At 68.7% G+C, this 23730-nt stretch carries 23 protein-coding genes; 12 read left to right on the top strand and 11 right to left on the bottom strand.

The window, feature by feature from the left end:
* Positions 1-264: 264 nt before the first annotated feature.
* A complete protein-coding gene (locus tag test1122_RS15265; protein WP_338423540.1) occupies positions 265-1359 on the top strand; it encodes a PP2C family protein-serine/threonine phosphatase in 1095 nt (364 codons plus the stop codon).
* Positions 1360-1507: 148 nt separating this feature from the next.
* On the opposite strand, the gene ccsB is transcribed toward test1122_RS15265, so the two are convergent.
* From ccsB to hemL, 6 genes are all read right to left on the bottom strand, one after another.
* Complete coding sequence (ccsB, locus tag test1122_RS15260) at positions 1508-2590, bottom strand: c-type cytochrome biogenesis protein CcsB (protein WP_232269716.1); 1083 nt, start codon at positions 2588-2590, stop codon at positions 1508-1510.
* Positions 2587-4254: a cytochrome c biogenesis protein ResB gene (resB, locus tag test1122_RS15255; protein WP_232269715.1), complete on the bottom strand. Its 1668-nt coding sequence runs from the start codon at positions 4252-4254 to the stop codon at positions 2587-2589. Before resB ends, ccsB begins: the two co-directional genes overlap by 4 nt.
* Positions 4255-4257: 3 nt before the next feature.
* Entirely contained in the window at positions 4258-5022 is a 765-nt protein-coding gene (locus test1122_RS15250) for a cytochrome c biogenesis CcdA family protein (protein WP_232269714.1), read from the bottom strand.
* A 3-nt stretch (positions 5023-5025) separates the two neighbouring features.
* Entirely contained in the window at positions 5026-5625 is a 600-nt protein-coding gene (locus test1122_RS15245) for a TlpA family protein disulfide reductase (protein WP_232269713.1), read from the bottom strand.
* A gap of 509 nt (positions 5626-6134) precedes the next feature.
* Positions 6135-6815 (bottom strand): histidine phosphatase family protein, encoded by a 681-nt coding sequence (locus tag test1122_RS15240; RefSeq protein ID WP_232269712.1) that lies wholly within the window; start codon positions 6813-6815, stop codon positions 6135-6137.
* Positions 6812-8131 (bottom strand): glutamate-1-semialdehyde 2,1-aminomutase, encoded by a 1320-nt coding sequence (hemL, locus tag test1122_RS15235; protein WP_232269711.1) that lies wholly within the window; start codon positions 8129-8131, stop codon positions 6812-6814. Before hemL ends, test1122_RS15240 begins: the two co-directional genes overlap by 4 nt.
* A gap of 116 nt (positions 8132-8247) precedes the next feature.
* On the opposite strand from hemL, the gene test1122_RS15230 reads away from it, so the two are divergent.
* The 4 genes from test1122_RS15230 (at position 8248) to test1122_RS15215 (ending at position 12015) form a co-directional block, all read left to right on the top strand.
* Entirely contained in the window at positions 8248-8796 is a 549-nt protein-coding gene (locus test1122_RS15230) for a hypothetical protein (protein WP_232269710.1), read from the top strand.
* A gap of 198 nt (positions 8797-8994) precedes the next feature.
* Positions 8995-9135, top strand: coding sequence for a lasso RiPP family leader peptide-containing protein (locus test1122_RS15225; RefSeq protein ID WP_232269709.1), 141 nt, complete (start codon positions 8995-8997; stop codon positions 9133-9135).
* The gene (locus test1122_RS15220; protein WP_232269708.1) at positions 9128-11023 is read left to right on the top strand and encodes an asparagine synthase-related protein; all 1896 of its coding nucleotides are present in this window, start codon (positions 9128-9130) and stop codon (positions 11021-11023) included. Before test1122_RS15225 ends, test1122_RS15220 begins: the two co-directional genes overlap by 8 nt.
* Positions 11024-11298: 275 nt before the next feature.
* Positions 11299-12015: a hypothetical protein gene (locus tag test1122_RS15215; RefSeq protein ID WP_232269707.1), complete on the top strand. Its 717-nt coding sequence runs from the start codon at positions 11299-11301 to the stop codon at positions 12013-12015.
* A 24-nt stretch (positions 12016-12039) separates the two neighbouring features.
* Here the strand turns inward: test1122_RS15215 and test1122_RS15210 are convergent, their stop codons facing one another.
* Positions 12040-12393: a helix-turn-helix domain-containing protein gene (locus test1122_RS15210; RefSeq protein WP_232269706.1), complete on the bottom strand. Its 354-nt coding sequence runs from the start codon at positions 12391-12393 to the stop codon at positions 12040-12042.
* A gap of 193 nt (positions 12394-12586) precedes the next feature.
* Positions 12587-13282 (bottom strand): Crp/Fnr family transcriptional regulator, encoded by a 696-nt coding sequence (locus test1122_RS15205; protein ID WP_232269705.1) that lies wholly within the window; start codon positions 13280-13282, stop codon positions 12587-12589.
* Positions 13283-13443: 161 nt separating this feature from the next.
* On the opposite strand from test1122_RS15205, the gene test1122_RS15200 reads away from it, so the two are divergent.
* Both test1122_RS15200 and test1122_RS15195 read left to right on the top strand, forming a co-directional pair.
* The gene (locus tag test1122_RS15200) at positions 13444-13710 is read left to right on the top strand and encodes a hypothetical protein (RefSeq protein ID WP_232269704.1); all 267 of its coding nucleotides are present in this window, start codon (positions 13444-13446) and stop codon (positions 13708-13710) included.
* A 108-nt stretch (positions 13711-13818) separates the two neighbouring features.
* A complete protein-coding gene (locus tag test1122_RS15195; protein ID WP_232269703.1) occupies positions 13819-14553 on the top strand; it encodes a class I SAM-dependent methyltransferase in 735 nt (244 codons plus the stop codon).
* A 296-nt stretch (positions 14554-14849) separates the two neighbouring features.
* Here test1122_RS15195 and test1122_RS15190 read toward each other — a convergent pair whose 3' ends face one another.
* A complete protein-coding gene (locus tag test1122_RS15190) occupies positions 14850-16208 on the bottom strand; it encodes a dihydrolipoyl dehydrogenase family protein (RefSeq protein ID WP_232269702.1) in 1359 nt (452 codons plus the stop codon).
* Positions 16209-16403: 195 nt separating this feature from the next.
* On the opposite strand from test1122_RS15190, the gene test1122_RS15185 reads away from it, so the two are divergent.
* Both test1122_RS15185 and test1122_RS15180 read left to right on the top strand, forming a co-directional pair.
* The gene (locus test1122_RS15185; RefSeq protein ID WP_232269701.1) at positions 16404-16739 is read left to right on the top strand and encodes a YnfA family protein; all 336 of its coding nucleotides are present in this window, start codon (positions 16404-16406) and stop codon (positions 16737-16739) included.
* A gap of 47 nt (positions 16740-16786) precedes the next feature.
* The gene (locus tag test1122_RS15180) at positions 16787-17578 is read left to right on the top strand and encodes an SDR family oxidoreductase (protein WP_232269700.1); all 792 of its coding nucleotides are present in this window, start codon (positions 16787-16789) and stop codon (positions 17576-17578) included.
* A gap of 5 nt (positions 17579-17583) precedes the next feature.
* On the opposite strand, the gene test1122_RS15175 is transcribed toward test1122_RS15180, so the two are convergent.
* Entirely contained in the window at positions 17584-18777 is a 1194-nt protein-coding gene (locus tag test1122_RS15175) for an RtcB family protein (RefSeq protein WP_232269699.1), read from the bottom strand.
* 205 nt (positions 18778-18982) lie between these two features.
* Between test1122_RS15175 and test1122_RS15170 the strand changes: the two genes are divergently transcribed.
* From test1122_RS15170 to test1122_RS15160, 3 genes are read left to right on the top strand one after another with little or no spacing between them, the layout of a single operon-like run.
* Complete coding sequence (locus tag test1122_RS15170; RefSeq protein WP_232269698.1) at positions 18983-19843, top strand: hypothetical protein; 861 nt, start codon at positions 18983-18985, stop codon at positions 19841-19843.
* 26 nt (positions 19844-19869) lie between these two features.
* Positions 19870-20577, top strand: coding sequence for a DUF3558 domain-containing protein (locus test1122_RS15165; protein WP_232269697.1), 708 nt, complete (start codon positions 19870-19872; stop codon positions 20575-20577).
* Positions 20578-20636: 59 nt separating this feature from the next.
* Complete coding sequence (locus test1122_RS15160) at positions 20637-21770, top strand: DUF2637 domain-containing protein (RefSeq protein ID WP_232269696.1); 1134 nt, start codon at positions 20637-20639, stop codon at positions 21768-21770.
* A gap of 136 nt (positions 21771-21906) precedes the next feature.
* Here the strand turns inward: test1122_RS15160 and lysS are convergent, their stop codons facing one another.
* Positions 21907-23688 carry a lysine--tRNA ligase gene (gene lysS, locus test1122_RS15155; protein ID WP_232269695.1) on the bottom strand — a complete coding sequence of 594 codons (1782 nt, stop codon included), beginning with the start codon at positions 23686-23688 and terminating at the stop codon, positions 21907-21909.
* Positions 23689-23730 lie beyond the last annotated feature (42 nt).

The following is a 23730-nucleotide window of genomic DNA, read 5'->3' as shown; positions in this document are numbered from 1 at the left end:
AGGCTTGCGCCCCGGGCCCCCACCCGTGGTGCGGGCACACACCGTCGGCCCTGCCTGAGTTGGCGGATCTCACCGGTTTACTTGAGGGCGCAGTAGCGCCGGGCCAGTAGGCCACGGCTCTCCGGGTTCCTTGCGCCACAAGAGCGTTGAGTGGAGCACTCAACTTCAGCGAGGCATGCTGGACCCATGCGGTCGCTCTTCCGCTCGCCTCCTCGACCAGGAGCGGGAGGCCATAGTGGGGTCCTCTTCACGCTGGCGCAGTGTGTGCCCTTCGCGATCGCGCTGGGCGTGCTGGGTATCGAGCTCTCGCCCGCACACGATCTGGTCACCGGCCCTGTCCTCACCACAACGCCGGCACTGGCCGCGCTGACGATGGGCCCGACAGGGACCCTCTCCGCGGCAGCCCTCGCTCTGGCCGTGAATGTGACCACCGCGACCTACAACCAGGCGTGGGGTACACAGCTGGTCTTCGGCAACTTCCTGGGGCTGCTTGTGGTATCCGTGGCCAGCATCACCCTGAGCAACGCGGTACGTGCGCGCAGGCAGAGCGAACTCGACCAGGTGCGCAGGATCGCCGTGGCGGCTCAGGAGGTCGTACTGCGGCCCGTCCCCGAGCGCCTGGGTCCGGTGCGGGCGGCCAGCCTGTACCTCGCGGCTGAGACGGGGGCACAGATCGGCGGTGATCTGTACGAGGCTGTGCAGACGCGGTACGGGGTCCGGCTGATCATGGGAGACGTACGGGGCAAGGGGCTGTCTGCCGTGCGCGCGGTCGCGGTGGCGTTGGGTGCGTTTCGGGAGGCCGCGCACTATGAGGACGAGCTGCCGGAGGTCATGAACCACTGCGCGGCTGCGCTGCGACGGGAGGCCGACGTGCCGGGTGCGTACGCTCCGGAAGCTCTGTTGGAGGGATTCACCACCGCGCTCATCGCCCAGGTGCCGGACGAACACGTGGTGCAACTGGTCAACCGTGGCCATCCGCCTCCGCTGGTGCTGCGCCAGGGCAGGGTTCAGGGCCTGATGCCCGCCTCGCCACTGCCGCCTCTCGGCCTGGAAGACCTCGAAACCGGCCCTCCCGCCAAGTCCGAGAGCTATCCGTTCCTACCCGGCGACCGTCTGCTGCTCTACACCGACGGCGTGATCGAAGCCCGCAATCGCGACAACGACTTCTTCGCCCTGCCGGAGACCATCCAGGAGATACGCGCGAGCACCACGCCGCCGGAGTTCCTGGAAGAACTGCACCAGGCATTGGTCCGCCACGCTGAGGGCCGCTTGGCGGACGATGTGGCGATGATCCTCATTGACCGGGTCGACGAAGAAGACGGCAAGCACACCGGCGCAGCCGCCAGGCTCCTCACGTAACAGGCCGCATTGACCGCCTCCCCCATTGGGGGTGGGCTCCCACCTCAGCAAAGAGCGCCCCGGTATCGGCGAGAGGCTTGGGCTGGGGGATCTGGGGGCGTCAGCCCCCAGTTTCGGGAAGGGGAGGGTCAGGGGAAAGACCCCCCGGTCAGACGCCCGCGTACGAATGCAGGCTGTTCACGAAGATGTTGACCCCGTAGTAGTTGAAGAGGAAGCAGCAGAAGGCGAAGAGCGCCAGGTAGGCGGCCCTGCGGCCCTTCCAGCCGACGGTCGCACGGGCGTGCAGATAGCACGCGTAAGCGGCCCAGGTGATGAAGGACCACACTTCCTTGGCGTCCCAGCCCCAGTAGCGGCCCCAAGCGCTCTCCGCCCAGATCGCCCCGGCGACAATCGTGAAAGTCCAGAAGGGGAAGACCGCCGCGTTGATGCGGTAGGCGAACTTGTCCAGCGAGGCCGCCGACGGCAACCGCTCCAGCACAGAGGTGGCGAAACGGCCCGGCTTGGCACCGCCCTCCAGCTTGGCCTCGTAGCGGTCCCGGAAGAGATACAGCACCGAGCCGACCGCGCCCAGATAGAAGAGCGCACCGCAGACGATGGCCAGCGAGACATGAATGACCAGCCAGTACGAGTCCAGCGCGGGCGGCAGCTGGTCGCTCTCCGCGTAGAAGACGGTGGTGGCCAGCCCCAGGTCAAGCAGCACGGTGGTGACCAGCGGCAGCCCAATCCAGCGGACGTTCTTCTTGGCCGCCAGAAAGGCGAGGTACGCGCCGACCACAACCATGGAGAAGGTCGTGGAGAACTCATACATATTGGCCCACGGCACCCGCTGCACCGACAGCGCGCGGCTCAGCACGCCCCCCGCGTGCACCAGGAAGGCCAGGAGGGTGAGCGCGACGGCGATCCGGCCGTACATATCGCCCTGCTCGTCCTCACCGGCCGCCCCCGGACCGTCCGGGACATCGGCACGGGACCCACCAGCGGAACGGGTGACAACCTTGGGCCGGTCGAGCACAGCTGTGCCGCCACCACCCCGCGTGGCGCCCTGCGCCGCCTTCTTCGGGGCCTTCTCCGGGGTGAGCGCGGCAGCGGTGCGCGCCACCTTGCTACGACTGCCGAACAGCCACTCCGCGATATGGGCGACGAAGGCGAGCACATAAACCGCCATCGCCGAGTAGACCAGCACATTGCTGATATCGGCCAGCTCGGCGTTGGCCGGGGCAGCGATAATCACTGAGGCTCTCCTTCAGCAGATTCGGCGGGGGTTTCCTTCGCGACGGGCGCCTCGGCCCGCAGCGCCTCGGCCAGCTCACCCAGTTCCTCGGGCACCTTCGCGGACTCGCTGCGGCCGAGCCCGGCCATCTCGACGACGGTACGGCCATCGGGGCCTGCCGAGGTCCGGACCCAGACGCGGCGGCGCTGGATGAACAGCGACGCGGCGAGCCCCAGCACCGCGGCGAGCGCACCGCCCAATGCCCAGCCCTTGCCGGGCGCCTGGGAGATCTGGAACGTCGCCCAGCGCTGCACACCCTCGAACTTCAGCTCGCCCGCGCCATTGGGCAGCGTCATCGTCTCGCCGGGCTGCAGCTTCTTCGCGACGGGCTTGCCGTCCTTGGTCTTGAACTGCTTCAGCTTCTTGGTTTCGAGCTGGTAGACGTTCTGCGGCAGCCCGGCGTCGATGCCCAGATCACCGTGGTAGGCGGTGAGGAAGAGCACCGGATTGATCGCCGCGGGGAACTGGGAAAACATCGTGCCGCTGTCTTCTTCGAAGGTGGGCACGAAGAAGCCCTGAAAGCCGAGCTGGCTCTTCTTGTTGTCCTTGTCGCGGTAGTCGGGGACCTTGACGACTCCCGAGGAGGTGACGTTGGCGTCCTGCGGCAGGAACGGGACGGGGCCCTCATAGGCGACCTCGCCCTGACCGTCCTTGACGGTGACCACGGGGGCGTAGCCGTGTTCGAGCAGATAGACCTTGGAGTCCCCCACCTGGAGCGGGCGGTTCACCTCGATCGCGGTCTTCTTCTCTGCCCCGTCGGCGCCCTCCCAGTAGGTGACATCCGCGCGGAACTCGCGCGGTGTGCCCTTCTGCGGGCCGCTGGGCTCAAAGCTGGAGTGGAACTTGTCCAGAGTGAAACCGAAGGAGTCAAGGTCCTGCGGATCGTAGAGGGAACCGCCCTTGAAGTCGTCGTACTGCGTGAGGGTATTGGAGAATCCATCGCCCTCGACAATCAGCTTGCCGCCCTCGGACTTCCAGAGCTGACCGGCCGCGAAGGCGATCAGCATGACGATCAGCGCGATATGGAAGACGAGGTTGCCCGCCTCGCGCACATAGCCCTTCTCGGCGGCGAGAGAGGAATCCCCGGGGGCCTTCGGTGCCACCCTGAACCGCTTCCGGCCCAGCAGCTTCCGAGCCGCGCTCAGCACCCGCCCCGGCTCTGCGTCGGTGTGCCAGGTGGTGTACGCGGGCATCCGGGTCAGCCGCCCTGGGGCACGCGGCGGACGGGCGCGCAGCTGGCCCACAAACTGCCAGCTGCGCGGCACAATGCAGCCGATCAACGAGATGAACAGCAGGATGTAGATCGCGGAGAACCACACGGAGCTGTAGACGTCGAACAGCTGGAGCTTCTCGTAGACCGGCGTCAGCGTCTCATGCCGCTCCTGGAACTGGGCGACCTTGGAGTCGTCGACGCTGTTCTGCGGGATCAGCGAGCCAGGGATGGTGGCGAGTGAGAGCAGCAGCAGCAGGATCAGCGCGATCCGCATCGAGGTGAGCTGGCGCCAGAACCAGCGGGCCCAGCCGATCACCCCCAGGGCGGGGCCGGCCGGTTGGGCTGGCTCTTCCGAAGGGGCGGTGGAGAGCTGGGCCCCCGCGTCGCGCTCTTCGACGTCCGTATTGCTCATGGATCAGACCCCGACAGTGAAGTTGTTGGTCCAGCTCAGCATTTCCGCGAGCATCAGATCCCAGCCGCCGCTGACGAACAGCACCCCCAGGGCGATGAGCATCCCACCGCCCAGCCGCATCACCCACACATAGTGGCGCCTGATCCAGTCGAAGGCGCCTAGCGCCCGCCGGAAGGCGACCGCGGCCAGGATGAGCGGCAGCCCGAGCCCGATGCAATAGGCGGTCATCAGCAGCGCGCCCCGTCCGGCGCTCGCCTGATTCAGGGCGAGCCCGTTGACGGCGGCGAGGGTGGGGCCGATACACGGTGTCCAGCCGACGCCGAACACCACACCCAGCAGCGGTGCGCCCGCCAGGCCCAGCGCGGGCTTCTTATGAAAGCGGAACTCCCGCTGCCCGAAGCCCTTGAGCAGGCCCATAAAGGCCAGCCCCATCAAGATCATAAAGACGCCGAGCACCCGGTTGATCAGCTGCTGGTGCTCCAGCAGCGACTGTCCCGCATAGCCGAAGAGCGCCCCGCCCGAGACAAAGACGGCCGTGAAGCCCAGCACGAACAGCGACGCCCCGGCCAGCATCCGACCGCGCCGCTGCTCCGCCAGGTCCGCTCCGCCCACGCCGGTGACATAGGAGAGATAGCCGGGCACCAGCGGCAGTACGCACGGGGAGAAGAAGGAGACCAGACCGCCGAAGAGAGCGAGGGGCAGCGCGGCGAGCAGTGCCCCACTGAGGACGGTCTCATTGACATCGGTGGCCGCGGCGAGAGTCAGCACAGGTCACTTCTCGGCGACGATCGGCTTGATCATCTTGTTCAGCTCGTCCTCGCTGAGGGCCTTGAGGGCACGCGCCGCGATTTTGCCCTCGCGGTCGAGTACGAGGGTCGACGGGATCGCCTGTGGGTTGAGGCTTCCCCTGGGGAACCGCAGCAGCAGCTTCCCGGTGGGGTCGTACAGGCTCGGGTACGGGACCTCGAACTCCTTCTCGAACCGCTGCGCGGGCACCTTCTGGGTGTCCCGGGTATTGATGCCGATGAACTGCACCCCCTGGGGCTTCATCTCCTCGGCGACCTTGACCAGATGCGGCATCTCCGCGCGGCATGGCGGACACCATGAGCCCCAGACGTTCAGGACGACGACCTTGCCGCGGTAGTCCGCAACATCGATGGTCCCCCCGTCGACGGTCTCTCCGGAGAGCTCGGGCGCGGCCTGCCGCTCACCGCGCTGTACCGAAGTGATCACACCGGTGCCCTGGACATAGTTGGACTGACCGCCGCCTGATCCTGTCCCGCTGTCGCCGCCGCAGGCGGTCAGCGCCAGAGCGCCGACCATGACGAGGGAGGCCAGCGCGGGCCTCCGGAGAGCGGGGTGAGAACTCATGTGAAAAGTTTCGCATGCGCCCCCAAGGAATCTTCCCCACCCCTCCCTAACGGCGCCCGCCCCTCCTTAACGGCGCCCTCGCGCCTCTCGGCGCCGGGGGCGCCTCGAGGGCTTCGGCCCGCCTGCGCCGGACTCCGTCCGTCGGTGGTGGCTGAGCGCCGTTGCCGTGGGTGGGAGTCCCCTAACCCGGCCCCTTCCCGAAACTGTGGGCTGACGCCCCCAGACCCCCACCCATGTTGTGGGCAATCGTTCCGCAGGGCGGAACGGGTGGGCACAACACCGGCCACCGGCCCGCACCCGGCCAACCCCCGGGGCCCCGGGGCGAAGCCCCGGTTTCCGGGAAGGGGCGGGATACGGGGACACCCACCCACAGCACCCACAACCGGGCAAAGCCCCGCCACGCGGCGGAGCCGCATACCGGCACAGCCGGAAGGGGCGGGCATAGGGGAAACCCCGCGCCGGGAAGCCGGGCCCGGGGCGGAGCCCCGCTGTGCGGGCGGGCGGCTGCGTCAGGCGCCGAAGCCCTTCGCGCCCTTGACCGGCCTGCCCCCAGCCAGCAAATGCCGAGGCACCAGATCACGAGCCGGTTCCGTATAGCTCACCGAGACGATCTTGTCGCCGACATACGTAAAGCTCGTCAGCGAAGCAAGCGTGCACTGCCGGTTCCGCGGGTCATGCCACAGCCGACGCCGCTCCACATAGCTGCGCACAATCCAGATCGGCAGCTGATGGCTGACGCACACCGCCTCATGGCCACGGGCGGCCTCCTTGGCCGCGTCAAGGGCGCCCATCATCCGTACGACCTGGTCCACATACGGCTCACCCCAGGACGGCCGGAACGGGTTGCGCAGATGCTTCCAGTTGGAAGGCCTGCGCAGGGCTCCGTCACCGACACCGAAGGTCTTGCCCTGGAAGAGGTTGCCCGCCTCGATCAGCCGCTCATCGGTGCTGACGTCCAGGCCGTGCGCCTTGGCGACCGGGGCGGCGGTCTCCTGGGCACGGTCCAGCGGGGAGGAGATGACCTTGGTGATATCCCGGTCGGCCAGCTGCTCGGCGACCCGGTCGGCCATGCGGCGGCCCAGGTCGGAGAGGTGATAGCCGGGGAGACGGCCGTAGAGGATCCCGTCCGGGTTCTCCACCTCACCGTGCCGCATCAGATGGACAACGGTCACATCTTTCTCGCCGCTCATGCCGCCACCGCCCCGGCGGCGGCCCGCGCGGCAGCGGGCAGGGCGGCGGCGATCCGCTCGATGGCCCGGTCATCGTGCGCGGTCGACACAAACCAGGACTCAAAGGCGGACGGCGGCAGGTAGACGCCCTGTTCCAGCATGGAGTGGAAGAAGGCGGTGAAGCGGAAGGACTCCTGAGCCTTGGCCGAGGCGTAGTCGGTGACGTCCTGGTCCGTGAAGAAGACCGAGAACATATTGCCCGCGGTCTGCAACCGGTGCGCGACGCCCTCCTTGCCCAGCGCCTCGGTCACCAGCGAGCGCACGGCGGCCGATGCGGCGTCGACCTTCTCGTACGCCGCGTCATCGAGCTGCCGGAGCTGGGCGACACCGGCGGCGGTGGCGACCGGGTTCCCGGAGAGCGTCCCCGCCTGATAGACCGGCCCCGCTGGGGCCAGATACGCCATCACATCCGCCCGGCCGCCGAAGGCCGCGGCCGGGAAGCCGCCGCCCATCACCTTGCCGAAGGTCATCAGATCCGGGCTGACGCCATCGATCCCGTACCAGCCCTGCTTGCTGACCCGGAAGCCGGTCATGACCTCATCGGAGATGAAAAGCGCGCCGTTCTCCTGGCAGAGCGCCTTCAGCCCGGCGTTGAAGCCCTCCCGGGGCGGTACGACGCCCATGTTCCCCGGCGAAGCCTCGGTGATCACGCAGGCGATCTCACCCGGATGCGCGGCGAACGCGTCCCGTACCGCCGCCAGATCGTTATACGGCAGTACCAGCGTCTCCCCGGCCTGCGCCCCGGTCACCCCCGGGGTGTCCGGCAGCCCGAAGGTCGCCACCCCGGACCCGGCGGCGGCGAGCAGCGCGTCCACATGCCCGTGGTAGCACCCGGCGAACTTGATGACCTTGGCCCGCCCGGTGAAACCGCGGGCCAGCCGGATCGCGGACATGGTGGCCTCGGTACCCGAGGAGACCAGCCGTACCTGCTGAGCAGGGGCGATACGGGCCACAATCTCCTCGGCCAGCTCGACCTCACCCTCCCCGGGCGTACCGAAGGACGTCCCCCGCGATACGGCTGCGAGGACGGCTTCGTTCACCGCCGGATGAGAATGGCCGAGGATCATCGGCCCCCACGAACAAACAAGGTCTACATACTCCCGACCGTCCGCGTCCGTGAGGTACGGGCCGGTGCCGGACACCATGAACCGGGGCGTACCGCCCACGGCACGGAACGCCCGCACCGGAGAGTTCACGCCTCCCGGTGTCACGACGGCCGCACGGTCGAAGAGCGACTGCGATACTGGTGCTTCGAACGGATAGCTCACGCAAGCCATGGTGTCAGAGCTTCGCGCGCTTGTGCGGCCGGGCGTTTCGCTGGCCGTATCGAGGGGATGTCTCTGAGACGATGATCGGGTTGCGCGGCGGGGGCCGCGAGTAGTCAGGTGGTGACATGCGCGGAGGCGGACTGGGCGAGGGCGCCGGGGACCTCGAGCCGGAGAGCGTGCCGCGCGGCCGACACCGACGCGAGGCGGCGGACACGGAGAACAGCAAGGGTGGCAGCCGAGTGGGGGTGACCTACAAATACTTCGGTGCCCCCGATGGCGCGACGGCGGCGCGGGTCCCCATCTCCATGCGCCCGGAGGAGCTCGGCGGCGATGAACTGGGTCAGGGCATGTTCACCAAGATCAAGCCGGAGACCATGGCCGCGATGGTTCTCACCGGTATCCAGGGCATACCGCTGCACCGCGTCCCTCCGCTGGAGCTTGTGGTGCTCCACCCCGACTACGCCGTGGTCAAGCTGCCCATGACGGTCGTGGACCCGCTGCGCGGCGTTGGCGAGGAGTCGGTCGGCGCGGCAGCCTTCATCTGGTCCACGGTTCCCGACCGAGGCGGCCCGCGCGACGCTTACGACGTCTACCAACTGCTGCACGAGTGGCAGGACTTCAGTCACCGCCTGCACGACGCGGGGCACCAGCCCTACTGTCTGGTGTGGCCCTGACCTGCGCTTCGTATCGTGCGTCAGGTGTGCTGCGCGGCACGTCCGTTGGTGCAGGTCCCAGAATGAGACGTCCGAACGATGTTCCGCTCCTTCGAATGACTCCATCACCCTTCCCGCCTAACCCATGGCTGGCTGGACAGCCATGGGACGGCGTGCGGACCCCCGCGCCGCAGCAGAAAACACCGGAAGGGGATCTCGATGGAAAGCCGTGACCAGGTGTACGAGCCTCCGGCGCTGGTGGAGGTCGGTGAGTTCGCCGAGCTGACCCGGGGCATCCCGGAGGGGCCAGAGCTGGACTTCCTTCCGTCGCTCCCCCTCTACGAGCCCTTCCTTGGCTGAAGCGGACGCCATGTCGGGTGAGGTGTGGTTCGCGGTCCTGCCGGACGGTGAAGCGGGTCTCGCCGCGGCGCGGGTGCTGCGCCCCCGTGCGGCCAAGGTGATCGCTCATGGTTCGGGGCGGCCGTGGCTGCTGGGCAGCTGGCCGGACGGACAGGTGAGGGTGGCCAAGGCGGGGGCGGCACGGCTGGCGGTGATCGGGCGTTGCCCGGTCACCGCCGATGCGCTGTCGGCGCGGCTGGAGCGGATGCGGGACATCACGGAGACGGAGCGGGCGGCCGAGGGCCTGGCGGGCAGCTTCCATCTGGTCACCTCGATGGACGGCCAGGTCCGGGTGCGGGGCAGCGCCTCCGCCGTACGGCGGGTCTTCCACGCGCGGGTGGCCGGTGTGACGGTGGCCGCCAGCCATGCGAGTGTGCTCGCGTCGGTGACCGGGGCGGGCGTTGAGATACCGCGGCTGGCGCTGCGGCTGTTGTTTCCGGTGCCGCCGTATCCGCTGGATGACCAGTGCGTGTGGCAGGGGCTGGCGGCCCTGCGGCCCGACCACTGTCTGCTGATCGACCCGGCCGGGCGCGCCCGCTCCATCCGGTGGTGGAGCCCTCCGGACCCGGTTCTCCCGGCGGAGCAGGGGGTGTCCGCGGTACGCGGCGCGGTGACCACCGCGGTGGAGTCCTGCACGGCCGGTGGCGGAACGGTGAGCGCGGACCTGTCCGGCGGCATGGACTCCACCAGCCTGTGCTTCCTGGCGGCCCGGGGCGCGGCACGGCTGGTCACCCTGCGGTGGGAAGGCATGGACCCGGAGAACGACGACCGTGTCTGGGCCGAACGTGCCGTCGCCGAGCTGCCGGACATCGAGCATGTGGTGCCCGGCCCGGCCGACACCCCCCTGTGGTTCGCCGGGCTGACCGGACTGGACGCCGCGACCGCGGAGCCGAGCGTATGGGTGCGCGCCGGGGCCAGGAGTTTGGCGACCGTCGAGCAGATGGCCGACCGGGGATCGCGGCTGCATATCTGCGGTGGCGGCGGCGACGAGCTGTTCTGTGCACCACCCGCCCACCTCCACGACCTCATCCGCCGCCGTCCGCTGGCAGCGCTCGCCCGCATCCGCAGGCAGCACGCCCACCGGCGGTGGCCGCTGTGGCCGGTGCTGCGTGAGCTGACCCGGCGCGACACATTCGGCGCGTGGCTGGCCGCCGCCGCGGACGGCCTCGCGGCGGAGCCCGCCACATCGCCCGGCACGCACGGCCCAGCCAGCCAGCCCGGCCCGCATGTTCCTTCGCTGTCCTGGGGTGCCACCCCGCGTATACCTCCCTGGGCGACACCCGAAGCGGTCGAGGCTGTACGCGGCCTGCTGCGGGAAGCCGCCGGCAGCGCACCGGATCCGCTGTCACCGCAGCGAGGGCAGCACACGGCGCTCCAGTGCGTACGGGCCGCAGGAAGCGGCATCCATCAGATGGACGAGGTCACCAGCCGCCTGGGCGTGGAGTACGCGGCGCCCTATTTCGACGACGGGGTGATCGAGGCAGCGCTGTCCGTACGGGTGCATCAGCGCAATGCGCCCGCCCGGTACAAACCGGTGCTGGCGGCCGTCATGCGAGGGATCGTTCCTGAGTCGGTCCTCCAGCGTTCCACCAAAGGGAACTTCAGCGCAGATTTCCATGCCGGGCTCCGCCAGAACCGGGCCGAGCTGCTCGCCCTGTTCGACGATTCCCTGCTGGCCCAGAGCGGGCTGGTGAACGTCGATGCCCTGCGTGCGGCTGTGCTGGGGCTGCACCCTGGGCCGGACGTACTACAGCCCTTGGACGCGACGTTGGGCTGCGAGGTCTGGCTGCGTTCCGGCCCCGACCGCAGCAAGCCGCTGTCCGACGCGTTCACCGGTGAGACACCATGAGCTGGCGGGATTCTTACTCCCGCTCGGAGAGCTGGCCGGATCGTTGTACGCGGTAGTGGCCATAGTGGGAACATCACTCAGTAGTCGCCTTGGGGCGCTGCGTGAGAAGGTGTCGAGTCGAGTGGGCCATGGGGTTGGGCAACACGTGGTCAGGCTGCTCTGATCCGACGTCGCGAAGGGCCTCGCCGTCTGCGACCGGAATGGGGGACGAGGTGGCGTGGGGACAGGCGTCCGTGGTGTCAGCGTGGGTGTTGCCCGCTGCCGTCTGTGTGCCCGTGACCTGGGTGTGCCTGGTCTACCGCTTCCGTGAGGACGGACGTCTGCTGGGCACGGTCCGCTCGACGGCGTTGACGGTGGCCGTGGTGCTGTGGACGGCTGGCATGGCGGCGCTGGCCAGCGGCCTGCTGCTGCCCCACGCGTCGAGCGTGCCGCCGGCGGCGGTGGGTGCCATGGCGGGATTAGGGATGGCTCCCAAGGGCCGGTCGGAACAGCGCAGTGGGAATGCCGTGATGGCGGTGCTGACCCTGGGTAACTCGCTGCTGCTGCACAGTCTGGCGCTGCGGCTGCGGACCGACCGGGCCGACTGGTGCCACCGTCTGGCCAGCGGCTTCCCGGACTGCTGGGATCTTGGCATCTATGCCGACAGCGTCAGACATCATCTGCTGCTGCGGGTCGATGTGCCCGGACGTCCCAGCAGAACGCGCAGCAATATGCGGCGCGAGATCGCTGAGCGCTACAAGGAAGTGCGCACCGCGGCACAGGCATGGGCCACCCTTGAGTCGGAGATCGAGAACGCATGCCAGCAGCAGGCGCGTCACCGCACACATGCGGAAATCCTCAAGGTCAGACGGGCCTTCGGCGAGGCCCAGTACTACTGCGAGCGCCTGCTTGAGCTAGCGCACGCGCACGGCAAACGCAGCAATGACACAAGGCTTCTGGAGCTGAAGAAGCAGCACATGCCTCACCAGACACAGGAACCAGTCAGTTCATGAGCCGACTGGCTGTTCGTGAGCTGGCTAGTTGGTGAATTGGGACGATGACACGAAGGAGCCGGTCAGGGGGCCGGTCTCGGGTGCCGTGGATTCTCTGGGCTCCGGCTGGCTGGGTATCGGTGGATCGAAGAACGTGATCTCCACCTGCGCACTGAGCGCTTCGGCGACCGCCGCGAGCGACCGCATGGTCAGGTTCTCGTCTCCGGACAGAATCTGACTGACCCTTCCGGGTGACACACCCATACAATCGGCCAAGTCCTTACGGGACATACCGCGCTCGGCCAGCAGCCCAGCCAACGACGCGGTCGCTTGCCGCGCCAGCCGGGCCCCCGCGAGCTCCGCCGCGTGATCGCCCTCAACGCCTTTACGCCAGACCATGGATACCCCCAGGAGTCGTGATGTCGGCGTCTCCCAAGAACAGCATGCCACCTTTAGGCCTAACTAAAAGCCGTCTTTCGGCTGAAGATTGAGTCAGCGTCACCCGGTGTCCCCCCGTTACCCCTCGGTGACCAGCCACGACGCGACCGCCGGTGAATTTCGGCCATATCTCGGGATGCGGCTGCATACGCCCTCAGTCACCGCCCCTCGCGCGGTCCCGCAGCCCGTCTCTGGCCAGCAGCTCCACCCGCCGGTAGCCCAGCCGCAGCAGTCCGTCCCGTTCAAACTCCTTGAGCACCCGGTTGAGAGTGGGGCGGCGCAGACCGAGCATCCTCGCCAGGGTGTCCTGTGAGCAGCTGACCGAACCGCCACGGGCCTCGCGCAGCAGCAGCCTGGCGACCCGGCACTCCGCGTTGCCGCCCACGCTCTGAGCCAGCGCCTCCTGCGCCTTGGCGTGCCGGTGGGCGAGACCGGTCAGCCAGGCCCGGGCCAGCACGGGACTGCTCTCCAGCAGGGTGAGAAAGGACCGGGCGGGCAAGTAGCCAGCCTGGACGTCGGTCAGCGCGCGGACCGTATACACGGCCGGGCGCCTCAGCAGCAGCGGCACATCACCCGCGATACCGCTCGGCTGTACGACCCCGATCACCACCCGGCGCCGCCCGGCGCCGGAGACCAACTCCAGCGTGCCACTGCGGACGATCCACACCCCATCCGGGAGCCGGCCGTCCGAAAAGGCCACTTCGCCCGGCGCCAGCAAGCGCTCCTCCAGCCTGGCCGCCAGCTCGGCGGCCTCCTCTTCATCCGGCGGCCAGCGGTCACCCAGACAGCGCATGACCCATGCCGCTGCCCGCAGCGCCGCCCGCGACTGTTCGGTTTCTATCGTTTTCATGTTCCTTCATATGGTCTATGTCACTTCCCTGACCATATGTTCACCCAGCTGGAGCGCTCAGCGATTACCGACTCGCCCAGAAGTCAACCGCTAGCGGTGGAGGTGGAGGTGGCACCCGGCCCCTCCACCGCGCCACACTCGAAAACACGAGAGGGAAAAACATGCGATCCCGTCTGATGCGCAGTGCCGCCCTTGGCACCGCGGCCACCTTCCTGGCCTTCGGCGCCGTAGGCGTAAGCTCCACCACCGCTTCGGCGGCACCCCAGTCGGCGCCCACGATCGCCCACCACGGCGACGGCCACCACAAGGGCCACTACAAGAAGTGCCACTGCAGCAGCCACCACGGCTTCTACGGCCAGAGCTACGGCTTCGGTTATGGGTACGGGTACGGGCTCGGCCGCCCCCTGCTCACCCTGACGCTTCTCTGAGCCAACCGCCCATAGCTGGGTGGGACACGGTGGCCGGGAGAGCGCTGATCCGCCCTCCCGGCTCCGGGTCGGCGCCACTTCGCCGACCACCCGTGGGGGTGAGAAGAGATGAACTGGCCGGGGTATCTCGCCGACTTCCACCAGCGTCGTCCCGGGATCACCGAGGCGGTGCTGGCCCGTACCGGTGCGTACACCTGGCTGCTGGAGGCAGTGCCCTCCAAGGCTCCGGTGCTGGATCTCGCCTGCGGCAGCGCTCCGCTGTGGCCCGCGCTGGCCGCGCAGGAGTATGTGGGCCTCGACGCCTCACCTGGCGAGCTGGCGGCGGCCGGGACACGGGGCGCCGGGCCGCTGGTACTGGGCCGCGCCGAAGCCCTCCCCTTCGGTTCCGGCAGCTTTCCGGTGGTGGTCTGCTCGATGTCGCTGCAGATCCTCACCCCGCTGACCGCGGTGCTGGACGAGATCGCCCGTGTCATGGCACCGGGCGGCCTGCTGGTCGCCCTCGTGCCGGGCCGGGAGCCGCTGCGGGGCGCCGACCGGCTGTGGCTGGCCGGGCTGCTGGCCGCGCTCGGCCGTCCCATCCGCTACCCGAACGATGAGCGGCTCCATGAACGGCTGCCGCAGGTCCTGAGCGGGGCAGGACTGCGGTTGGCTGACAGCAGGCAGCGGCGTTTCGCCTATCGGATGGGGAGCGCTGAGGACGCGGATGTGCTGCTGTCCTCGCTCTATCTGCCTGGCCTGTCCGAGCGTCGGCGGGGGGTGGCGCGGGGCTGGCTGCGGCTTCTCGCGCGGGGTGGGGCGACTATGCCGGTGCCGTTGCGGCGCGTTGTCGCTGTGCGCGGGTAGGTGGGGGCTTCGCGGCTCCGCCGCGTGGTGGGGCTTCGCCCGGGTGCGGGGTGTTGTGGGTGGGGTTCCCCGTATCCCGCCCCTTCCCGTAACCGGGGCTTCGCCCCGGGCCCCTGGGTTGGCCGGGTGCGGGACGGTGGCCGGGTGTTGTGCCCACCAAGCGTCGCAAGCTCCGTTTCGGGGTTGGCCGGAGCGTCGTGGCTGGTGTAGGTGGGTGGTTGCGTAGCAGGGTGGGCCCACGCCCCTCGCGGGGCTGCGAGTGCCCACAACGCGGGGGGCGGTTGGCCGCAGCGGGGTTAGGTGAGGTTGGTCAGGGCGTCTTCGATGGCTCGGTGGAAGGTGGGGTAGGCGTAGATCATGTGGCGCAGCTGGTCGACCGGGACCTCGTTCTGGACGGCCACCGCGAGCCCGTACAGCACCTCGCCTCCCATCGGCCCAGCGGATGTGGCCCCCACCAAGGAGCCCTTCTCCGCGTCCTCGACCAGCTTGATGAAGCCTTCGTTGCCCGTCTTGTGGATCCAGCCGCGAGCCGAGGACGGCAGCTGCGCCGTGCCGGTACGGACCGTCAGCCCCCGCTCCCTGGCCTGTGCCTCGGTCAGGCCGACCGCGCCGATCTCCGGATCGGTGAAGGTCACCCGGGACACGGCGCGATAGTCCGCCTCCGGTCCGGGCTCACCCAGGATGTCCCGTACGGCGATGTCCGCCTGATACAGCGCCACATGCGTAAACGCACCCCGGCCGGTGATGTCCCCAACGCCCCACAGCCCCTCGGCCGCCCGCATCCGCGGGTCCACCGCCAGCTCCTTGGCCTCCGGGTCCAGGCCGACCGACGCCACGCCAATGGCTGCCAGGTCGGCCGCCCTTCCGGTGGCAACCAGCAGATGCTGTCCGGCCAGCTCCGCTCCGCCCTCCAGCGTCAGGGTGAAGGTGTCGTGCGCGTGCCGTACCGCCGTGACGCGCGCCCCGGTACGTACGGCTACGCCATCCGCCGCCAGCACCTCGGAGAGCATCTCACCGGCTTCCGGCTCCTCCATCGGCAGCAGCCGGTCAACGGCCTCCACTACGGTGACGTTGGTACCGAAGCGGGCGAAGGCCTGGGCCAGTTCCAGACCGACGGTCCCACCGCCGAGGACGAGCAGCGAGGAGGGGCGTTGCTTGGTGGCCACCGCCTCGCGGTTGGTCCAGTACGGCACGCCGTCCATACCGGCGATCGGCGGAATCTGCGCACGGGTGCCGGTCGCCACCACCACGCCTCGCCGGGCCCGGAACTCGTCGTCGTCGACCCGGACGGTACGGGGGCCGGTCAGGGTTCCCCGGCCGCGTACGAAGTGCCCGCCCTTGCCGGTGAAGCGGTCCACCGCCGCCTGGTCGTTCCAGTTGTCGGTGGCATCGTCCCTGATCCGCTGAGCCACCGGCGCCCAGCTGGGAGTGGCCGCTGACTGTCCGGCGACGCCGGGTACGCGGCGGGCCTCGGCCAGCAGATTTCCCGCGCGGACCATCATCTTGCTCGGCACACAGGCCCAGTACGGGCACTCGCCGCCCAGCAACTCGGCTTCGACGCCGGTCACCTCCAGCCCGGCCTCGGCCAGCCGCCCGGCCACCTGCTCACCGCCGGGCCCCATGCCGAGGACCACTACATCGGTTTCCCGCACCATCACACGCTCCCTCAGGGACAGACAGAAATGTCCTACCGGAATGTCCTACTCCGTCAGGACTTCCCGCTCCTCTCATTCATAAGCTGGGACAGGGCTGGGCGCAGTATGGGACAGCCCCTCACGGGCTCCCGGTGAGGTAGCGCTGGAGAGTCGGTGCCAGCCAGGTGCGGGAAACCGCACGGCTACCCTGCCCCCATGTTCGTTTCCCGCTCCATCGCCCTCTACATCGTCGCCGCGCTCTTTGAGATCGGCGGCGCGTGGCTGGTCTGGCAGGGCGTACGTGAGCACCGTGGCTGGATCTGGATAGGCGCCGGAGTGCTCGCGCTGGGCGCCTACGGTTTTGTCGCCACCTTTCAGCCCGACCCGCACTTCGGCCGGATCCTCGCCGCGTACGGCGGTGTCTTCGTCGCCGGATCGCTCGCCTGGGGCATGGTGATGGACGGCTTCCGGCCGGACCGCTGGGATGTGCTGGGCGCGCTGATCTGCCTCGCCGGAGTGGCCGTGATCATGTACGTACCGAGGCCGCGTTAGCCTGCGTACGGCAGGAAGTATCCGCCCGAGGGAAGGCACCGCACCGTATGACCACCCCCGTCGCCGTCATCACCGGCGCCAGCAGCGGGATCGGCGCCGCCACCGCCCGTCAGCTCGCCGCCGCCGGATACCGGGTGGTGCTCACCGCGCGCCGCAAGGACCGTATCGACGCGCTCGCCGACGAGCTGAACCGGCAGGGCTACCGGGCCGTCGCGCACCCCCTTGATGTCACCGACCGTGCCTCCGTCGACGCCTTCGCGGCCACCCTGGACCGCTATGACTCCGTCGATGTCCTCGTCAACAACGCGGGCGGCGCCTTCGGCACCGAGACCGTCGCCGGCGGCGACCCGGCCGACTGGTCGGCGATGTACGAGGTCAACGTCCTCGGCGTACTGCACATCACCCAGGCCCTGCTCCCGGCACTCACCGCCTCGGGGGACGGCACGATCGTGGTGCTCTCCTCCACCGCGGGCCACGGCACCTACGAGGGCGGCGGGGGCTACGTCGCCGCCAAGCACGGCACCCACGCCCTCGCCGAAACCCTCCGGCTGGAGCTGTGCGGCGAACCGATCCGCGTGATCGAGATCGCCCCCGGCATGGTGAAGACCGAGGAGTTCGCCCTCACCCGCTTCCGTGGCGACGCCGACAGGGCCGCCGCGGTCTACGAGGGCGTCGCCGCCCCGCTCACCGCCGAGGATGTCGCCGACACCATCACCTGGGCGGTGACCCGCCCCTCACATGTCAATGTCGACCTGCTGATCGTCCGCCCACGCGCCCAGGCGGCGAACCGCAAGGTCCACCGCGAGCACCGGGAGAACAGCGGGAACAGCGGGAGCTGAGCGCGCTAACCCTTCACACAGACAACCTGCTTGAGCTTCGCGACCACCTCGACCAGGTCGCGCTGCTGCTCCATGACCTGCTCAATCCGCTTGTACGCGGCCGGAATCTCATCCACCACACCGGCGTCCTTACGACACTCCACACCCCGGGTCTGCTCGACCAGATCACGCGCCGAGTAGCGCTTCTTCGCGGCATTACGGCTCATCTTCCGACCCGCGCCGTGCGAGGCGGAGTTGAAGGAGGCGGGGTTGCCAAGGCCCCGCACGATGTACGAGCCAGTGCCCATCGAACCCGGGATGATGCCGTAGTCACCCGACCCCGCCCGGATCGCGCCCTTGCGGGTGACGAGCAGGTCCATGCCCTCGTAGCGCTCCTGGGCCACATAGTTGTGGTGGCAGGAGATGACCGGCTCGAAGAGCGGCTTCGCCTTCTTGAACTCCTTACGGACGACGTCCTGGAGCAGGCCCATCATGACCGCGCGGTTGTTCTTGGCGTACTCCTGGGCCCAGAACAGATCGTGCTGGTAGGCAGCCATCTGCGGAGTGTCCGCGATGAAGACAGCCAGATCCCGGTCGACCAGGCCCTGGTTGTGCGACAGCTGCTGTGCCCGGCCGATGTGGTACTCGGCCAGCTCCTTGCCGATGTTGCGGGAACCGGAGTGCAGCATCAGCCAGACAGCGCCCGTTGAATCCGTGCACACCTCGACAAAGTGGTTGCCGGACCCCAGCGTTCCCATCTGCTTCACCGCCCGCCCCTGACGGAACTTCACCGCATCGGCGATCCCGTCGAAGCGCGACCAGAAGTCCTCCCACCCCCGCGTCGGGAAGCCATGCAGCCGCCCCGGGTCCACCGGGTCATCGTGCATCGCCCGCCCCACCGGGATCGCCGCCTCTATCCCCGAGCGCAGCCGGGACAGATCACCGGGCAGGTCGTTCGCGGTCAGCGAGGTCTTGACCGCCGACATACCGCAGCCGATGTCCACGCCCACCGCCGCCGGGCAGACCGCGCCCCGCATGGCGATCACCGAACCGACCGTCGCGCCCTTGCCGAAGTGGACATCGGGCATGACCGCCAGCCCCTTGATCCACGGCAGCGTCGAGACATTGTGCAGCTGCCGCATCGCGACATCCTCAACCGTGGCCGGTTCGGTCCACATCCGGATCGGAACCCGCGCCCCGGGCACCTCGGTGTACGGCATGACTGATCAGCTCCCCCTGCAGAAGTCCAAGATTCACCGCACCACAGAGCAAACAGCAAAAAAGCAGACGTAGCGCCCCATACTCCTCAGCGGAACGGACGCCCACGCGGTGCGTGCGGTAGACATTGTGTTCCGCCGTCCCCAGCCGACGGCAACACGTTTTCGGTGTTCTTGGATTCAGCCGAGCGAGCAGAGGAGGCCACCCGTGCGGCGGAGGGCATATATGGGCGGCGCCGCAGCCGTAGCAGCGCTGGCCGTGGGCCTCGCTGCCTGCACCGGCGGGTCCAACGGCGCCGGTGACACCAGCGACCCCAAACCCGGCGATACCCCCGGCTCCACCGGCGCCGCGAAGCCCGGCAAGCACCGCTCCCTCCCCGAGCCCTGCGGCTCGGTAGCCGAGGACACCTTGCGGGAGCTGCTCACGGACGCGGCTGACGCCAGCGCTCCCACCACGCTGGAAGGTGACGCCAGCGTCACCTATGACATCGACCGCCGGGTCGGCTGCCGCTGGAAGAACACCACCAGCCTGGGCAGCCGCCACCTCACCATCGACTTCGAGCGCGTGGTCTCCTACGAGGCGGCCGTCAGCGATGACGACCGGGCCGCCGAGCTCTACGACACCAAGGCGCTCAAGGACGAGATTCCCGCCACACCCCCCACCGCCGACGACAGCCCATCGGGCGACATCTCCCCCCAAACCGATGGCTCCGGCGATCCTGAAGACGCCAAGAACGCTGAGGACGCCGAGAGCGCCGACAGCTCCGGCAGCGCGGAGAGCCCCGAAACCAGCGAGGACAGCACCAGCGCCTCCCCCTCCTCCAGCCCGGCGCTCGCACCCCGCCCCCTGGAGGGCATCGGTGACGCGGCCTACCTCAATGACGAGCTGACCACCGCCGACTCCGGGGTGCACCGCGACATCACGCTGGTCTTCCGCACCGGCAATGTCATCGTCACGGTCGAGTACGACCAGTGGTCCACCGGTAAGAGCCGCCTCCCCGACAGCGAAGAGCTGCAGGAGAAGGCCCAGAAGCTCGCGAAAGAGCTGGCCGGGCGGCTCGACAGTTGATCCGCATACCTGGAAGTGAAGAAACCATGCCCCGTAACACTCCGCACCTGGCCATACGAGCCCTCACCGGAGCCGTCCTTCCCGTGCTGCTGGTCGCCGGCTGCTCCTTCGGCTCCGGCTCCGGTACGAAGGACAGCGACTCCGCTTCGGACGCCGGCCCCAGCAAGGAAGCCGCGCCCAGCCCGGAGCCGGTGAAGTTCAGCACGCTGCCCGACGCGTGCGAGACGGTTTCCAAGGACACCGTCAAGAAGACCGTGCCGAAGGCAAAACCGGCATCCGGCAAGAGCCTCGGCTCCAAGGACGCCGACGCCTACAGCGGTTGCCTGTGGAGCGGCGTGGACCTCAGCACCTTCGAATACCGCGAGCTGAGCGTCTCCCTGCGCCGCTACGACTCCGATGTCGCCATCGGCAGCGGCGACAAGCGCGCCACCGAGTACGCCCAGGACAAGATCGCCGCGATCTCCGGCAACAAGGAAGCCAAAAGCGTCAAGGACGCCAAGCTCAGTGGTGTCGGCGACACGGCGACCGCCATCAGCTACGACATCACCAAGAAGGACGGCAAGAAGTCCCAGGACTACCGCGAGCAGCGGATCGTGGTCCGGACCGCCAATGTCGTCGTCACCGTCGACTACTCGGGCGCGGGCCTGGAGGACGCGAAGACACCCAGCGCCGCTGATATCCGCAAGGGCGCGGAGAAGGCCGCCAAGGAAGCCGTCGCCTCACTCCGGGCATGAACTTGACACATGTGTCAGGCTAGGCGCCGCTCAGTGTCGAGGGTGGGAGGGGATCGCGGGTGTCCGCGACGCAACTGAATCGCACACACCGCATACTCATCGGCGTCGTCATCATGGGCGCCGTGGTCATCGCGGCGATCGGCTTCGCCGGGTCCTACAGCGCGGTGCGTGATCTGGCCGAACGTAAGGGCTTCGGGGCCTTCGCCCCGTTCTTCCCCATCGGCATCGACGCCGGAATCGTCGTCCTGCTCGCCCTCGATCTCCTGCTCACCTGGCTACGCATCGGCTTCCCGCTGCTGCGCCAGACCGCCTGGCTGCTCACCGCCGCCACCATCGCCTTCAACGGCGCCGCCGCCTGGCCCGACCCCCTCGGCGTCGGCATGCACGCCGTCATCCCCATCCTCTTCGTCGTCTCCGTCGAAGCCGCCCGGCACGCGATCGGCCGTATCGCCGACATCACCGCCGACAAACACATGGAGGGCGTACGGCTCTCCCGCTGGCTGCTCGCCTTCCCCTCCACCTTCCGCCTGTGGCGCCGCATGAAGCTCTGGGAACTCCGCAGCTACGACGAGGTCATCCGGCTCGAACAGGACCGTCTGGTCTACCAGGCCCGCCTCCGCGCCCGCTTCGGCCGCGCCTGGCGCCGCAGAGCCCCCGTCGAAGCCCTCATGCCGCTCAAGCTCGCCCGCTACGGCATCCCCCTGGCCGAGACCGCCCCAGCAGGACTGGCCGCAGCAGGCATCACCCTCCCCCGCCCACAACCCACACCCATCGCCGAACCCACACCGGCACCCGAACCGGAACCAGTCCACGAACCCGAGCCCGAACCCCAGCCCCAGCCCGCGTTCATCCCGCACCAGACGCAGCAACAACCCGAACCCCCCGTCACAGTCCCCGTCGGACCCGGCGGCCGCCGCCGCGCCCTGGGCCAGGCCGCCCCTGAACAGGCACCCGAGGACAACCCCATCGGCATCCCCGACGGGGAGGCACGGGACGAGGTCTACTTCGGTGCCTACCGCTCGTTCATAGCGGAACAGGGCAGCTTCCCCAGCGCCCGCCAGCTCTCCCGCGTCCTGCACGAGCGCTCCGGCGTCACCAACAGCGACGGCACCCTGCTCAGCGAGGGCTACCTCCGCCCCTACCTACGCGAATTCCGCGAACGCTACAACGCCGAAATGGGCGTAGCAGGCTAGCCCACACGTGTTGTGGGCAGTCTCCGCCATGGGCGGAGGGTGGGCACAACACACCGGCCACCGGCCCGCACCGAAAGAACCGGGCCCCGGGGCGAAGCCCCGGTTACGGGAAGGGGCGGGATCGGGGAGAACCCCCTCACCCACCCAACAGCTTCCGCACCCGCCCCGCCCCCACCGCAAGCAGCAACGTAGGCAACCGCGGCCCCGTATCCCGCCCCACCAGCAACCGGTAAAGCAGCGCGAAGAACGACCGCTGCGCAACCTTCAGCTCCGGCGTCGGCTTGGCGTCGGGCGCCAGCCCGGCCTGCACCTTCGGCACCCCATAGACAAGCGTCGTCAGCCCGTCCAGCGACCAGTGCTCATCCAGCCCGTCCAGCAGCAGCCGCAGCGACTCCCGCTGCTCCTCATCGAGCGAACCGAGCAGCTCGGTGTCCGGCTCCTCCCGCACCCGGGTGCGCTGGTCCGCCGGAACCTGCGTGGTGATCCACCGCTCGGCACAGTTCAGCCGTGGCCGGGTCTCATCCAGCGAGGTGACCGGATTCTCCGGGTCCAGCTCGCTCAGAATCCGCAGGATCTGCTCCTCCGCGCCCTGCGTGACGTCGGCGACCGAGGCCAGCGTCCGGTACGGCAGCGGCCGGGGCGTCCTCGGCAGCTCACCGGCCGCCGTGCGCACCGAGCGGTTGTAGGCGGCCACATCCGCGGGCTGCGCCCTGCCCTCGCTGATCTTCCGCTCCAGCGCGTCCCACTCGTCGTACGTGCGCTGGATCTCCTGATCGAAGGCGATCTTGAAGGACTGGTTCGGCTTACGCCGCGCGTACAGCCAGCGCAGCAGCGGCGCCTCCATGATCTCCAGCGCATCGCCCGGGGTCGGCACGCCGCCCTTGGAGCTGGACATCTTCGCCATGCCGCTGATCCCGACGAACGCGTACATCGGGCCGATCGGCTGGTCCGCGTCGAAAACCTCGCGGACGATCTGACCGCCGACCACAAACGACGATCCGGGCGAGGAGTGGTCCACGCCGGAGGGCTCGAAGACCACGCCCTCGTACGCCCACCGCATCGGCCAGTCCACCTTCCAGACCAGCTTGCCGCGGTTGAACTCGCTCAGCCGCACCGTCTCGGAGTGCCCGCACTCACACACATAGGTCAGCTCGGTCGAAGCCTCGTCATACGCGGTGACCGTCGTCAGATCCTTCTCACAGACCGTGCAGTACGGCTTGTACGGGTAGTACCCCGCACCTCCCGCGCTGCCGTCGTCCTCGCTCGCCGCGCCGGAGCCCTCGGCGGCCTCCAGCTCAGCCTCGTCCACCGGCTTCTGGCTCTTCTTGCCGGTGCCCGCGCCAGCAGCCTTGCCCTTGTCCTTGTCCTTCGTGCGGTACCGGTCGAGGACGGCATCGATACGGGCCCGCTCCCGCATGGCGAGCAGGATCTGCTCCCGGTACGCCCCCGAGGTGTACTGCTCGGTCTGGCTGATGCCCCGGAACTCGACGCCCAGCTGCTCCAGCGCCTCGATCATCGCGGCCTTGAAGTGCTCGGCCCAGTTCGGGTGCTCACTACCGGGCGGCGGGGGTACGGAGGTCAGCGGCTTGCCGATGTGCTCGGCCCAGGACGGGTCAATACCGGCCGGGACCTTGCGGTACCGGTCGTAGTCGTCCCAGGAGATGATGTGTACACAGTCATAGCCGCGCCGCTTGATCTCGTCCGCGACGAGGTGCGGGGTCATGACCTCGCGCAGATTGCCGAGGTGAATCGGGCCGGAGGGGCTCAGGCCCGAGGCACAGACAATGGGTTTGCCGGGGGCGCGGCGCTCCGCCTCGGCAATGACCTCGTCTGCGAAACGGGAGACCCAGTCGGTCTCAGTGCTCTGAGCCACGGTCGTTACGTCCTTCTTCCTCGCGCATGGGCCTGACGGCCCCATTATCCCAGACACAAAATGGTGAGCGGCGCCGTGGGATACTGA

Source organism: Streptomyces gobiensis, assembly GCF_021216675.1.
GTDB lineage: Bacteria > Actinomycetota > Actinomycetes > Streptomycetales > Streptomycetaceae > Streptomyces > Streptomyces gobiensis.
The sequence above is the reverse complement of the archived record's forward strand: the minus strand, read 5'-3'. Positions and strand labels throughout refer to the sequence as shown.

Excerpts from the sequence above, each read along its gene's own strand:
- test1122_RS15165 (WP_232269697.1), top strand. The coding sequence starts at position 19,870 with ATGCCCCGTAACACTCCGCACCTGGCCATACGAGCCCTCACCGGAGCC.
- test1122_RS15180 (WP_232269700.1), top strand. The coding sequence starts at position 16,787 with ATGACCACCCCCGTCGCCGTCATCACCGGCGCCAGCAGCGGGATCGGC.
- hemL (WP_232269711.1), bottom strand. The coding sequence starts at position 8,131 with ATGGCTTGCGTGAGCTATCCGTTCGAAGCACCAGTATCGCAGTCGCTC.
- test1122_RS15245 (WP_232269713.1), bottom strand. The coding sequence starts at position 5,625 with ATGAGTTCTCACCCCGCTCTCCGGAGGCCCGCGCTGGCCTCCCTCGTC.
- test1122_RS15205 (WP_232269705.1), bottom strand. The coding sequence starts at position 13,282 with ATGAAAACGATAGAAACCGAACAGTCGCGGGCGGCGCTGCGGGCAGCG.
- test1122_RS15240 (WP_232269712.1), bottom strand. The coding sequence starts at position 6,815 with ATGAGCGGCGAGAAAGATGTGACCGTTGTCCATCTGATGCGGCACGGT.
- test1122_RS15190 (WP_232269702.1), bottom strand. The coding sequence starts at position 16,208 with ATGGTGCGGGAAACCGATGTAGTGGTCCTCGGCATGGGGCCCGGCGGT.
- test1122_RS15195 (WP_232269703.1), top strand. The coding sequence starts at position 13,819 with ATGAACTGGCCGGGGTATCTCGCCGACTTCCACCAGCGTCGTCCCGGG.
- test1122_RS15230 (WP_232269710.1), top strand. The coding sequence starts at position 8,248 with ATGCGCGGAGGCGGACTGGGCGAGGGCGCCGGGGACCTCGAGCCGGAG.
- test1122_RS15225 (WP_232269709.1), top strand. The coding sequence starts at position 8,995 with ATGGAAAGCCGTGACCAGGTGTACGAGCCTCCGGCGCTGGTGGAGGTC.
- resB (WP_232269715.1), bottom strand. The coding sequence starts at position 4,254 with ATGAGCAATACGGACGTCGAAGAGCGCGACGCGGGGGCCCAGCTCTCC.
- lysS (WP_232269695.1), bottom strand. The coding sequence starts at position 23,688 with ATGGGGCCGTCAGGCCCATGCGCGAGGAAGAAGGACGTAACGACCGTG.
- test1122_RS15175 (WP_232269699.1), bottom strand. The coding sequence starts at position 18,777 with ATGCCGTACACCGAGGTGCCCGGGGCGCGGGTTCCGATCCGGATGTGG.
- test1122_RS15185 (WP_232269701.1), top strand. The coding sequence starts at position 16,404 with ATGTTCGTTTCCCGCTCCATCGCCCTCTACATCGTCGCCGCGCTCTTT.
- test1122_RS15200 (WP_232269704.1), top strand. The coding sequence starts at position 13,444 with ATGCGATCCCGTCTGATGCGCAGTGCCGCCCTTGGCACCGCGGCCACC.
- test1122_RS15210 (WP_232269706.1), bottom strand. The coding sequence starts at position 12,393 with ATGGTCTGGCGTAAAGGCGTTGAGGGCGATCACGCGGCGGAGCTCGCG.